Annotated in this window: 11 protein-coding genes and 2 pseudogenes; 4 read left to right on the forward strand and 9 right to left on the reverse strand. The window is 77.7% G+C overall.

All coding sequences use genetic code 11. The features are described 5' to 3' along the window. Both IF73_RS0122745 and IF73_RS0122750 read right to left on the reverse strand, forming a co-directional pair. A pseudogene (locus tag IF73_RS0122745) lies at positions 1–293 on the reverse strand (hypothetical protein); the annotation flags it as partial. A 173-nt stretch (positions 294–466) separates the two neighbouring features. Continuing rightward, a complete protein-coding gene (locus IF73_RS0122750) occupies positions 467–1,396 on the reverse strand; it encodes a universal stress protein (RefSeq protein WP_078868198.1) in 930 nt (309 codons plus the stop codon). Between the two features lie 189 nt (positions 1,397–1,585). Between IF73_RS0122750 and IF73_RS0122755 the strand changes: the two genes are divergently transcribed. Continuing rightward, complete coding sequence (locus IF73_RS0122755) at positions 1,586–2,470, forward strand: hypothetical protein (protein ID WP_158822109.1); 885 nt, start codon at positions 1,586–1,588, stop codon at positions 2,468–2,470. A 15-nt stretch (positions 2,471–2,485) separates the two neighbouring features. Here IF73_RS0122755 and IF73_RS0122760 read toward each other — a convergent pair whose 3' ends face one another. Next, positions 2,486–3,739, reverse strand: a complete 1,254-nt coding sequence (locus tag IF73_RS0122760; RefSeq protein ID WP_051717168.1) for an acyl-CoA dehydrogenase family protein — start codon at positions 3,737–3,739, stop codon at positions 2,486–2,488. A 178-nt stretch (positions 3,740–3,917) separates the two neighbouring features. Further along, a complete protein-coding gene (locus IF73_RS0122765) occupies positions 3,918–4,373 on the reverse strand; it encodes an RrF2 family transcriptional regulator (RefSeq protein ID WP_031011047.1) in 456 nt (151 codons plus the stop codon). Between the two features lie 464 nt (positions 4,374–4,837). Here IF73_RS0122765 and IF73_RS0122775 point away from each other — a divergent pair, with 464 nt between their 5' ends. Next, a complete protein-coding gene (locus IF73_RS0122775) occupies positions 4,838–5,716 on the forward strand; it encodes a glutathione S-transferase C-terminal domain-containing protein (RefSeq protein ID WP_037880147.1) in 879 nt (292 codons plus the stop codon). A 42-nt stretch (positions 5,717–5,758) separates the two neighbouring features. On the opposite strand, the gene IF73_RS0122780 is transcribed toward IF73_RS0122775, so the two are convergent. Next, positions 5,759–6,796 carry an NAD-dependent epimerase/dehydratase family protein gene (locus IF73_RS0122780; RefSeq protein ID WP_031011048.1) on the reverse strand — a complete coding sequence of 346 codons (1,038 nt, stop codon included), beginning with the start codon at positions 6,794–6,796 and terminating at the stop codon, positions 5,759–5,761. Positions 6,797–6,940: 144 nt separating this feature from the next. Here IF73_RS0122780 and IF73_RS0122785 point away from each other — a divergent pair, with 144 nt between their 5' ends. Next, positions 6,941–7,165 carry a DUF5133 domain-containing protein gene (locus tag IF73_RS0122785; protein WP_037880137.1) on the forward strand — a complete coding sequence of 75 codons (225 nt, stop codon included), beginning with the start codon at positions 6,941–6,943 and terminating at the stop codon, positions 7,163–7,165. A gap of 76 nt (positions 7,166–7,241) precedes the next feature. On the opposite strand, the gene IF73_RS0122790 is transcribed toward IF73_RS0122785, so the two are convergent. After that, positions 7,242–8,501, reverse strand: coding sequence for a D-alanyl-D-alanine carboxypeptidase family protein (locus tag IF73_RS0122790; RefSeq protein ID WP_031011050.1), 1,260 nt, complete (start codon positions 8,499–8,501; stop codon positions 7,242–7,244). A gap of 378 nt (positions 8,502–8,879) precedes the next feature. Between IF73_RS0122790 and IF73_RS0122795 the strand changes: the two genes are divergently transcribed. Next, positions 8,880–10,151 carry a cytochrome P450 family protein gene (locus IF73_RS0122795; RefSeq protein WP_031011051.1) on the forward strand — a complete coding sequence of 424 codons (1,272 nt, stop codon included), beginning with the start codon at positions 8,880–8,882 and terminating at the stop codon, positions 10,149–10,151. A gap of 68 nt (positions 10,152–10,219) precedes the next feature. Here the strand turns inward: IF73_RS0122795 and IF73_RS0122800 are convergent, their stop codons facing one another. The 3 genes and pseudogenes from IF73_RS0122800 to IF73_RS0122810 all read right to left on the reverse strand — a co-directional run. Next, the gene (locus IF73_RS0122800) at positions 10,220–10,495 is read right to left on the reverse strand and encodes a hypothetical protein (protein ID WP_031011053.1); all 276 of its coding nucleotides are present in this window, start codon (positions 10,493–10,495) and stop codon (positions 10,220–10,222) included. Between the two features lie 62 nt (positions 10,496–10,557). Next, on the reverse strand, positions 10,558–11,034 hold the full coding sequence (locus IF73_RS0122805; RefSeq protein WP_031011056.1) for an NUDIX domain-containing protein: 477 nt from the start codon (positions 11,032–11,034) through the stop codon (positions 10,558–10,560). A gap of 90 nt (positions 11,035–11,124) precedes the next feature. Further along, positions 11,125–12,066: pseudogene (locus IF73_RS0122810) on the reverse strand (FAD-dependent oxidoreductase); the annotation flags it as partial. Position 12,067 lies beyond the last annotated feature (1 nt).

A 12,067-nucleotide genomic window follows, 5' to 3' on the forward strand; every position in this document is an offset into this window, starting at 1 on the left:
GGGGGGGCGGGGGCGGTGGAGGGGGTGGCCGCGTACAGACCGAGGAGGATCGTGACGGCGGCCGCCGTCGTGCCCGCGGCGAGGACGGCGGCGGGGAAGGCCGGCCGGCGGAGCGGGCGGCGGCGGACCGGGCCGCCGCGCCGGTGGCGGCCGGACGCGGGCGCGCCCCGGTCCCGCGGGCGTTCGAGGGGGACGAAGGGGTCCGGGCCGTCGTGGGGGACGAAGGGGTCCGGGCCGTGGTGGGGGTCGAAGGGGTCCGGGCCGTCGTGGGGGTCGGGACCGTCGTACCGCATGGGGCTCCGCTCTCTCGCCTGGGCCGCCGTCGGGTCCGGCGCCCGGGCGGGCCGCCGGGGCGACGGGGTCAAGGCTTTCCGCGCTCCGCCGCCCCGACACCCCACGTCAACCCGGTGGGTCAACTCCGTGCGTCAACCCGCCGCACCGGCTTGACGGGCGGCCCCGTCCCGCCTCAGCCCTGCGGGACCACCGCCACCGGGCACGGTGCCAGGTGCAGTGCCGCGTGCGCCACCGAGCCGATCCGCTGGCCCAGCGCCCCGCGCTTCGCCCGCCGGCCCACCACCAGGAGCTGCGCGTTGCCGGAGGTGGTCAGCAGCACCTGCCCGGCGCTGCCGAGTTCGACGTGCTCGGTCACCGGCACGTACGGGTACCGCTCGCGCCACGGCGCCAGGGCGTCGCGGAGCGCCTTCTCCTCGAAGGGCACCAGACCTCCGGCGTCGTCGGCGAGCCGCATCGACGCCGGGCTGTACGCGAAGAGCGGCGGCAGGCTCCAGGCGCGCACCGCGCGGATCGCCGCGCCGCGGGCCGCGGCCGTCTCGAAGGCGAACCGCAGCACGGCCTCGCTGTCCTCGGGGCTGCCCTGCTGGCCCACCAGGATCTCGCCGGTGGGCGGTTCGGCGGCCCGGTCGTCGCGGGCACGGACGGCGACCACCGGGCGGGTCGCGGCGGCGATGATCTGCTGGCCGTACGAGCCGAGCAGGAACCCGGCCACCGCGCCGTGGCCGCGCGAGCCGATGACCAGCATCCCGGCGTCGCCGATCGTGTCGAGCAGCGCGGCGACCGGGGTGTCGGTGAGCACCTCGGCGGTGATCTCCAGCTTCGGGTGCCGGGCCGCGATCTCCGTCTCGGCCGCGCGGACCACCTCCTCGGCGGCGCGCTGCTGCGTCTCCTGGTCCTGGACGAGCGGCAGGTCGAGCGGTTCCCACCGCCAGGCGTGCGCGAGCCGCAGCGGGACGCCCCGGTGCTCCGCCTCCCGCGCGGCCCAGTCGGCGGCGGCCAGGCTCTCCGGCGAACCGTCCACCCCGGCCACGATCTCCCGGCCCGCGCGGGACTCCCGGGTCTCGCCGCCGTCCGCTCCGGTCTGCTGGGCCTCGCGACTCATCTGACGTCCTCCCTGGTCGTGGCGTGACGGGCCCGGCCCGGCGGCCGGGGCCCTGCTCACTCCCAGCTTGGGGCCTTCGGCCGTCCCGGATGAGGGCCGGAGGTCCCGACATGCCGGTCCATCCGCCCCCGGGACCCAAGTTGAACGCGTTCAAGACGGCGTGGCAGGATGCTCCCGGGGGTGATCGTCATGAAGACGGCGACACGGACCGGTCCTCCTTCGTTCGGCCGGATCCTGATGGTGGCGACGGGCATGCTCATGCTGGAGCTGACGTCCGTCGCGGTGGTGGCCGCGCTGTACGGGGCGACCCGGGAGCCGGCGACGGGCGACGGCTACGGGTTCACGGTGATGATGCTGCCTCTGGTGGCGCTCCCGGCGACGCTCGTCGTCGCCGTCGCGGCCCTCGTCCTCGTGGTGCCGGCCGTCGTGCTCGCGGCGGAGCTGGGGCGGCGGCTCGGCGGCGCGCCCGAGGGGGAGCCCGGGCCGTGGTGGTGGACCCCGGTCTCCGCCGCACCGGTCGCGGCCGCCGGTGTCCTGTTCCTCCTGCGTGCGGTGCCGTCCCCGCGCGCGGCCCTCCTCGCCTGGGCGGCGCTGGTCGTGCTGATCGTCCCGGCCGCGCTGGTCGCCCGGCTGCGCCGGCGGTGGCTGCTGCGCGAGATCGCCCTGTGGGGGACGGTCGGACTCATGGGCCTCGCCGTCACGGGTGGTCTCGTGCTCGGCAGCGGCGTCCTCGACGCCCACGAGCCGCCGGTGGCCACCCGGGAGGAGCTGGTCGGCACCTGGACGGACGGGCGCGGCGGCACGCTGGAGCTGGCCGCCGACGGCACCGCGGAGGCGGACGGCGTCATGGAGCCGCCGGGCTTCGCTCCGCTCCCCGGCGAGGCGGGGGAGACCTGTACGGCGCGCGGCACGTGGACGTTCGCGGCGGCCGACGGGTGGGGCGAGAGCGTCGTGACCGACCTCCCGGACTGCGTGTTCGAGCCCTGGGAGATCGGGGGCGAGGACGACCGGGTGGTGCTCCGTCAGTGGGACGTGGACGGTGAGGAGACGGTCGGGCTGAGCCGGGCCGGCTGACCGGGCGGCCCCGGATCAGGCACTGCGCGCCAGCCGTGCGTGGGTGCCGTTGAGGTAGTGGTCGCCGATGTCGCGGAGGCGGTGGGACGGGCGGGTGCGGGCGGTGAGCGCGCGGGCGTTGCGCCAGAAGCGGTCGAAGCCGGGGCCGCCGCCCCCGGCGGGCGGGGCCCCCTCGACGAGTTCCAGGATCCGGGTGGTCAGCTGGACCGCCGCCCGGCCGGTGACGGTCTCGGCGGCGGCCACCAGCACCGCCAGGTCGGCGCGGTCCTCGACACCGAGCGTCCAGCCGGAGCGAAGGCCGCGGGTGAGGGCGTCGGTGGCGCGTTCGGCGACCGCGGCGGCGGTGTGCGCGGCGGTCGCCAGCTCCCCGTAGGAGAGCAGCAGATACGGGTCGTCCCCCTGGTCCTGCAGCGCCTCGGCGGGCGCCGCGCCCGGTTCCGGGACGGCCGCGCGGCTCACGTCGCGGGCCTCGGCGAGCGCGCCCTCCGCGATGCCGAGCGCCACGTGCACGAGCAGCAGCCGGAGCACGAGCGGCGCGAGCGCGGTGAACGGCGCCACCGCGTGCTCGTCCGCCGGCAGGGTGCCGAGGACCCGCGCGCGGGGCACCGGCACGTGGTCGAAGACCACCGTCCCGGCGCCGGTCAGCCGCTGCCCGACCCGGTCCGCCGCCGCCTCGGCGCGCACCCCGGGGTGGGCCGGGTCGACCAGGACGACGAGCTGGTCCCCGGTGCCGGCCGGGCGGGCGGCGACGACCAGCCGGTCGGCGACGGTCACGGCCGAGTCGAAGGCGCGCCGGCCGTCGAGGAGCCAGCCGCCCCGGTCGACGCGGGTGAGGGTGAGACCGTGGCCCGCGCCGGACGGCGCGGGTTCGGTGGCGCCGGCGAGCAGCCAGCCCTCGGCCGCCGTCCGGGCGTCGAGGCGCGGGAACGTTCCGGCGCTGCGGCCCGACGGGCCGGCGAGGAAGCGGCTCGTCCAGGACAGAGCGTAGTGGTGGGCGAGGAGTTCGCCGACCGAGCTGTCGGCGGCGGAGAGCTCCCGTACGGCGGAACACGCGGTGCGCAGGTCGGCCCCGTGCCCGCCGCCGAGGGCGGGGTCGGCGGCCGTGAGGAAGGCGGGGAGGCCCGCCTCCTGGAGCCGCTCCACCTCGTCGCGGGGGCTCCGGCCGGCCCGGTCGCGGGTGTGCGCGTCGACGGCCAGGTCGTCGGCGAGTTCCCGGACGACCCGCCGCCAGAGCGTGTCGTCCCTCGGCGTCGTCTGCTGCGCGCTCATACCGTCCCCACCCGCTCTCCGTAATCCCACTGGATCACTAGGGATAGTGGCAGAGGGGTGGCCGGGGCCCCAAGGGGCGTCCGAGGTGTGGATGAGCCTGTTCCGGTGGGTGAGACAGGGTCAGATCGGCGCAGGTGGCGGGGGTTGCCGCCGCTGCGAGCGGCGGGGTGGTGGCCCGTCAGGGGTTGGTCCACGCCTCCGGGTCGTCCGCCCGCGCGGCGATCTCGGCGGGCAGCCGGGCCGAGGCGACCTCCGCGAGCGAGACGCCCAGCACGTCGCGCACGCCGGCCCGCAGCGCGATCCACAGCGTCAGCAGCGACTCGGCGGGGCCCGTGTACGAGAGGTCCGGCGGGCGCTGGCCGCGCACCGACACCAGCGGGCCGTCCACGCAGCGGATGACGTCCGCCACCGAGATCGTCTCGGCGGGCCGTGCCAGCCAGTAGCCGCCCCGCCCGCCGCGCTGGCTCTCGACCAGCCCGCCCTTGCGCATGTCGCCGAGGATGCTCTCCAGGAACTTGTGGGAGATGCCCTGCCCGTCGGCGATCGCCTCGGCCTTCAACGGCCCGGCGTCGCCCGCGGCCGCGAGCTGGAGGGCGGCCCGCACGGCGTAGTCGGCCCTGGCTGAGATGCGCATGCGGCGCATTATTCCGTACGGCTCCGAGGGGCGCCGGACGCCGGTCGCCCGGGCCCCGCCGCCCCGGGCGCGGGGCCCCTCCGCGTACCGTCCACGCCCGCCGGACCGGTCCCCGGGCCGGGGTCGAGGCGCCGGCGGGCCGTCCGGTCCGCACCCTTGACGGCGTCCGCCGGCCGCCGGACACTCGGGGCAGGCAACCCGAGCGGACAGGTAGGGAACGGCATGCGACACGGCGACGGGCCCGACGGCCACCCGGCCCGGCCCCTGCCGCGCTCCCTGCCCCTGACCTCGCGCCGCCACATCGACCTGCTGCGGGTGTGCAGCGCGGCCTGACCGCGCCCGCCGCCTCCGCCGAGGCCCTCCCCGGCCACCGGCTTCCCGTCACTCAGCCGCCGCCGCGCGGCGCTCCGCCGCGTCCCGACGGAGCCCGCCCGGACCCGGCACCGAGCAACCCTGGGAGCACCATGTCCGTCGTCGTCCCCTCCGCGCTGCTGCCCGCCTCCGCCGCGCCCGCCTTCCGCGGCCGGATCGGCCGGTCCGCCGACAGCGGCCACTACGCCGTGCCGCACCGCTACCGGCTCCACCTCGCCCCGGCCGACCCCGACTGTCTGGGCCTCGCCGTCACCCACGGACTCCTCGGCCTCGACGCCACCCTGCCGCTGCGCCTCCTCCCCGAACTCCCCGACGCCGCCGACGGCTCGTACACCGCCCTCCGCCCCCTCTACGAGGCCGGCGCCCACCTCTACACCGGCCCGGCCACCGCGCCCGTCCTCGGCGACGCCTGGACCGGACGGATCGTCAGCAACCACGCCCCCGACATCCTCCGCGACCTCGCCCTCCGCTTCCGCGGCGACGGCCCCGACCTGCTGCCGGAAGAGCACCACGCGGAGATCGACGGCCTCGCCGCGCTCTGCGCGGACGGCGTCCACCGGGCGGCGCAGCGCGCCGGCGAACTCGGCCTCCACCCCGACGCGGACGCCCGGCGGGAGGCCGAGGACGCCCTCGGGACGCTCTTCGCGGCGCTCGCCGCCCTCGACGCGCGGCTCACCGGCCGGCCCTACCTCCTCGGCTCCGCCCCGACCCTCGCCGACGTGCACGTGTGGGGCGCCCTGCTGCGGCTCGACACCGTCCACCGCTGGCACCTGGACGCCGCCGCCCTGCACCGCGTCGCCGGGTACCGGACGCTCTGGGCGTACGCCCAACGGCACGCCGCCCACCCGGCGTTCGCCCGCCACCTCGACGTCGACGCGGTCCTGCGCCGCCACCGCGCGCACTGCCGGGGACGGGAGGCGGCCGGCGCGGCGATCCGGATCGTCGACTGGGGCGGCGGCACCGACGGCTGACGGCGGTCCACGGCCACGGCCACGGCTCTCGGGCGGCGGGACTCAGGCGGCGCGGCGCCCGGCCAGGGGTGCCGTGTCGGCGCCCGCGCCGGAGCGCACCCCGCGCAGGAACGCCTCCAGCGCCTCCACCGAGCTCGCCTCCGGCCGCCACTCCAGCTCCTCGCGCGCCCGGTCGGTCGACATCACCGGGATGTGCCGCAGGAGGTCGAAGAGGCCGGGGGAGGCGGGCGCGAGCCGCAGATGCCAGGCCGCCGCGAGCGCGCCGCGCACCGCGCCCGCCGGGACCCGCACCGGGCGGGCCCCGAACAGCTCGCCGAGCAGCGCCGCGTCCACCACCGGCTCCGCCGCCAGATTGAACGCGCCCCGCACGTCCCGCAGCACCGCCCGCGCGTACGCGTCGGCCGCGTCGTCGGTGTGCAGCACCTGGAAACGCAGGCCCGCCGGCTCCGGCAGCACCGGCAGCAGATCGGGCCGGACCAACTGCCCGGGCAGGAACCGGCCCGCGAAGATCCGGCGCTGCTCGCTCGCCGCCTCCTCCTTGAAGAGGAACGCCGGCCGCATCCGTACCACCCGGGTCTGCGGGTGATCGCGCTCGAAGGTGTCGAGCACCCGCTCCAGATACGCCTTCTCCCGGCTGTAGGCGGCGCCCGGCCAGCCGTGCGTCGGCCACGCCTCGGAGACCGGCGCGCCGCTCTCCGGGCCGGGGGAGTACGCCCCCACCGAAGAGGCGCACACCAGCGCCGGCACCCGGGCCGCCGCGACCGCGTCGCACACCCGCAGCGTGCCCAGCACATTGGTGCGCCAGGTCGTCACCGGGTCGTGCGTCGGCTGGAAGCGCCACGCCAGGTGCACGACCGCGTCGGCGTCCGCCACGTACTGGGCGAGCCGGGGTTCGTCGCCGTCCCGGGACAGGTCGACGGCGGCCCACTCGACGCCCGGCAGGTCGAGCCCCGGCAGCCGGCGGGCCAGCCCCAGCACGGAACCGACCTCCGACGAGGCCCCCAGGGCCCGCACCACGCTCGTGCCCACGTTCCCGGTGGCGCCCGTGACGACCACCCTCAGCCGCGTACTCGCGTTCATGTCTTCGACCCTCCGCCATCCGGGCGACGTCCGCACCTCGGCCCGTCCCCGGGTGACACAACGTGACCATCCGGGTCGCGCGAGCGACCGGCCATGAGCACCATGGAGCGACGCACGAGACGGGGGGCCGCCACGGAGGAACCCATGCTGCTGCCCGACCGGAACACCGTCGAACGGCTCCTCCGGCACTACCGCGCCCAGGAACGCACCGTCCGCGCCACCCCCGGAGACCCCTCCGTCCGCCGCCGCTTCGAGGACACCGCCTACACGCTGTGCGTGCTCATGGGCGTCCGCTCGACCCCCGAAGCCCTCCGCGCCGCCGAACGGTACGTCGCCCTGAAGTCCCGGGCACCCCGGGCACCCCTGTGACCGCGTCCGCCCGCCCGGCGTAGCGGAGCGCCGGTACGTTCCCGGCGGTGCGCCACCCGAGAACGGTTCGCCCGACTCAGAGGCGCGGCACCCGGCGGCGCCAGGCCCAGAGGGCGACCGCGGCCGCGCAGGCCGAGGCGACCAGCGTCAGGGGGAGCGCCACCGACGGGCCCTGCCCGGCGGCTTCCGCGGCGGCGGCCTCCGGGGCGGCGGCCGGGTGCTTCGCGGCGGTGCCCGCGGCGGCGGGAGCGCCGGCCCCGCCGCGTACGGACACGGTGCGGGTGTCCGAGCCCTCGGCCGGCGGTGTCTTCGGCGGCAGCAGCGAACCGACCGGCTGGACCTTGCCCGCCGCCGCGAAGCCCCAGTCGAGCAGCGAGCGGGCCTCCTCGTAGACGGCGAGCCCGCCGCCCGACTGCGGGTTCATCACCGACACGACGAGGGTGCGGTCGCCGCGGCGGGCGGCGGCGACGAGCGTGTTGCCCGCGTTGCTGGTGTAGCCGTTCTTGATCCCGATGATGCCCGGGTACCGGCCGACGCCGTCCGCGCCGGTGAGGAGCCGGTTGGTGTTGGCGATGCCGTACGACCACGAGCCCGCCGGGAAGTCCGCGTACGCGGTCGAGCAGTAGCGGGTGAACTCCGGGTCCTGGATCCCCGCCCGGCCGAAGACCGCCAGATCGTACGCGGACGAGACCTGGCCCGGCGCGTCGTAGCCGTCGGGGGAGACCACGTGGGTGTCCCGGGCCCCCAGCGACCGGGCCTTCTCCTGCATCTGGCGGGCCATCGACTCCCAGCCGCCGCTCATCGCCGCGAGGACGTGCACGGCGTCGTTGCCCGAGCTGAGGAAGACGCCGTTCCACAGGTCGGAGACCCGGTACGTGTACCCCTCCTTCACCCCGACGAGGCTGCTGCCCTCGCCGATCCCCGTCAGCTCCTCGTCGGCCACCGTGTGCCGCTCGTCCGCCTCGTGGTGCGGCAGCGCCGTCAGCGCGAAGAGGGCCTTGAGCGTGCTGGCCGGCGGCAGCTTCCGGTGCGCGGAACGCGCGGCGAGCACCTCGCCCGTCCCGGCGTCGGCCACCACCCAGGACAGCGCCGAGACGGAGGGCACGGCCGGGGCGCCGGCCAGCGGCTGCACCTGGGTGCCGGACCGGTCGAGACGGGCCGGGTCCACGAACCGCCGCGCGGGAGGGGTCGGTTCGGAGACGGAGCCCGGTCCGAGGGCGGGGGCGGACGCCGGGGCGCGGAGCGGGGTCGCGGCGTCGGCCACGGGGGCGGAGAGCACGAGCAGCATCGCGGCGGAGCCCGCGGCGGCATGGCGAAGAGCTGACGTGACGATCATTCAGCCACCGTAGGAAGGAGGGGAGGAGCGCGCAGAGCGGAGTGCGCCACCCGGCCTAGCGAACGCGACACCGGGCGGCGCGTCGTGCCGCCGGGCGGGTGGTCGTGACGCCCCCCGCACCCCGTCCGGCGGGTGGTCCTGAGCCCCCGCACCCTGTCCGGCCGGGTGGTCGAGAGCCCCCCGGCACCCTGCCCGGCGGCGGTCGCGAGGCGCCCGCACCCCGCCGGGCGGGTGGGGCGACCCGCGGCGGACTCCGGCCCGGGGCCGCGCCCTTCGGCCACAACCGCACGCGAACGGGGGTGCGTTGACCCTAGGATGCGGGCGGCCGTCCCGGTGCCCGTCCGGCGGTCTCCCTCTCACCCGTCGTCAGGAGTGGACATGGACGCCAGCCCCGGAACCGCCGCGGAGCGCGCCCCCGAGGCGGAGCCCTACCGGCTCGACCCGGCCGGCGGCTGCCCGCACGCCGTCAACGCCCGGCTGCTCGCCCAGGGCGCCGTGGCCCCGGTGGTACTGCCCGGAGACATCGACGGCATGGTGGTCCTCGGCCACGACGCCCTCCGCGACTTCCTCTCCGACCCCGACGTCGCCAAGGGCCCGCAGCACTTCACCGCGCTCGCCGAGGGCCGCATACCGGAGGGGTGGCCGCTGCGCACTTTCGCCACCGTGCCCGGCATGACGACCGCCGACGGCGCCGACCACCGGCGGCTGCGGACCCTCGTCAGCAGCGCCTTCACCGCGCGCCGCGTCGAGGAGCTGCGCCCGCGCGTCGAGGCGGTGACGGCGGGTCTGCTCGACGGCCTCACCGCGGCCGCCGCGGCCGGCGACGGCGTCGCCGACCTGCGCCGCCACTACGCCCTGCCGCTGCCGCTCGGCGTCATCTGCGAACTCCTCGGCGTCGACCCGGCCCTCCAGGAGCGGCTGCACCGGCTGTCCAGCCTCGTCGTCGCCACCGACACCGAACCGGCGCAGGCCGTCGCCGCCAACCGCGAGCTGGCCGAACTGCTCGCCGCGATCACCGCCGCCAAGGCGGCCGCGCCCGGCGACGACCTGACGAGCGCCCTGATCGCCGCCCGCGACGAGGGCGGCGACCGGCTCGCCCAGCCGGAGCTGATCGGCACCCTGCTGCTGCTGATCGTCGCGGGCCACGAGACCACCCTCAACCTCGTCACCAACGCCGTCCGCGCCCTCTGCGCCCACCGCGACCAGCTCGCCCTGGTCACCGACGGCCGGGCGGCCTGGGCGGACGTCGTCGAGGAGACCCTCCGCTGGGACAGCCCCGTCAGCTACTTCCCGTTCCGCTACCCCACCCGGGACCTGACGGTCGACGGCACCCTCATCCCCCGGGGCACCCCCGTCCTCGCCGGCTACTCGGCGGCGGGCCGCGACACGGCGGCGCACGGCCCGGACGCCGACCGCTTCGACCTCACCCGGACCGGGGCGGCCAAGCACCTGTCCCTCGGCCACGGCCCCCACTACTGCCTGGGCGCCCCGCTCGCCCGGATGGAGGCCGCGGTCGCCCTCGAAGCGCTCTTCACCCGCTTCCCCGAGCTCGACCTGGCCGTCCCCGAGACCGGCCTGACCTGGCACGCGGGCTTCGTCGGCAACAGCGTCCGCACCCTGCCCGTCCGGCTCGGCGCCCCCGCCCGCTAGGCCCTGTCGTCACACTCCTGCCGTCGCCCGCGTGGCAGGCGGGAGTGTGACGTCGGGGCCCGGCCCGCTCAGGCGCGGCGGCCCCGGTCCACCGCGGGGGCCGCCGCGCCGGGAGGCGAGCCGGGGGCGGCACGGAGGGCGGAGACGAGGCGCAGCAGCCGGTCCTCGTTCCCCGCGAGGCCCGCCGCGCGCAGCGCCTCGTCGGCCTCCGCCATGGGGTTCGTCAGCATCATCCCCGCGTACGGGGCGAGCCGCGGGTCCGTCAGCACGGCCTGGGTGGACTCGAGGAGGCGCAGGTACGCCTGGGCCGCGGCGCGCTCGGTGGCGGAGATGGTGGTGGTCATGTCGGGCTCCCTCTCGACGGCTTGACGCACCCCACCCTCTCGCACGGGTCTGACAATGCCCCTCAGGCCCGCCCGCGCACCCGCGTGAGCAGCCGCTCCAGGAACACCCGCTGCCCCGCGACGAGCAGCGGCTCCGCGTCCTCCGGCGCGAACCAGCCCACCCGGTCCAGCTCCGGGAACTCGGCCAGGGCGCCCGAGCGGGGCGGCCACTCCAGGGTGAACGTGCCCGGCACCACGGCCGCCGGGTCCAGATCGCCCTCCAGCGCCCACACGGTGACGGTCTTTCCGCCCGACTGCCGGACCTGCCCGAGGGCGAGCCAGTCGCCGTCCGGGACCGGTAGCCCCAGCTCCTCCAGGAACTCGCGCCGGGCCGCGTCCTCGGGAGCCTCCTCCGGCCCGTACTCGCCCTTGGGCACCGTCCAGGCGGCCTCCTCGCGGCGCGCCCAGAAGGGCCCGCCCATGTGCCCGATGAGCACCTCGATCCCGCCGTCCCCCGTCCGTCGGAAGACGAGCAGACCCGCGCTGCGTGTGACCGGCATACGGTCAGTCTGACCGCGTCCGGCCCGCCCCCGGCCGAGGGCGCGTCAGACCGGCGTGTCCCCCGGATCCTTCGCCGGTCCGGACGCCCCGCCGGAGAGGTGGGCCAGGACGGCGCCGGCGACCGCGCGGCCCTCGGCGGCGGCCCGTACCGCGGGCTCGCCGGCGTGCGACAGACCGCCCGCCGCGAACACCCCCGGCACCCCGGTCCGCAGCGCCGCGTCCACCAGCGGACCCCGGCCGCCGGGCGCGAGCGGCAGGCCGCCCGCGCGGGCCAGTTCCTGCTCCGGGATCCAGGCGCCGGTGAGGACGAGCGTGTCGCACCGCACGGTCCGCGGCCGCCCGTCCCGGCCCCGTACCGTCACCCCGTCCAGCCGCCCCCGGCCGGTCAGCTCCGTCACCACCGTCCCGGTGAGCACCGGCACGTCCCGGACGCCGGTCGCCGCCCGCGGCCCCTCGACCACCACCGCCGCGACCGTGACACCCGCGCGGCGCAGCAGCCGGACGGCGTGTCCGGCCACCGGGTCGTCGCCGACGACGACGGCGCGCCGCCCGATCCGCTCCGGACGCGCGCCGAACAGGGCCACCGTCCGCTGGAGCTCACCGGTCGTCAGCACCCCCCGGGCGCGGGTGCCGGGCAGCAGCCGGGCCGGCCGGGAGCGTTCGCGGGCGCCCGTCGCCAGGACCACCGCGCGCGCCCCGATCGTCTCCAGGCCGGTCGGTGCGGTCGTCTCCAGCCGCAGCGGGCCCGCCCAGCCGGTGGCCGACACGCCGGTCCGCACGACGGCGCCGGCCCGGAGCGCCGCGCGCACCGCCCGCCGCGCGTACCCCGGGCCGTCCATCGCGCGTCCGCGCGCGTCCGCGCCGAAACCGGTCCGGGCGCAGTGGCGGGGGACGCCGCCGGCCTCCGGCTCCCGCTCGAGCACCTCGACCCGTCCGGCGCCCGCCGCCGCGAGCCGGGCCGCCGCGGCGAGCCCCGCCGGGCCCGCGCCGACGACCAGCACGTCGACGGCGCGGGCCGTCCGCTCCTCCACC

Origin of the sequence: Streptomyces sp. NRRL F-5727 (assembly GCF_000719555.1) — a bacterium.
In the GTDB taxonomy this organism is placed as follows: domain Bacteria; phylum Actinomycetota; class Actinomycetes; order Streptomycetales; family Streptomycetaceae; genus Streptomyces.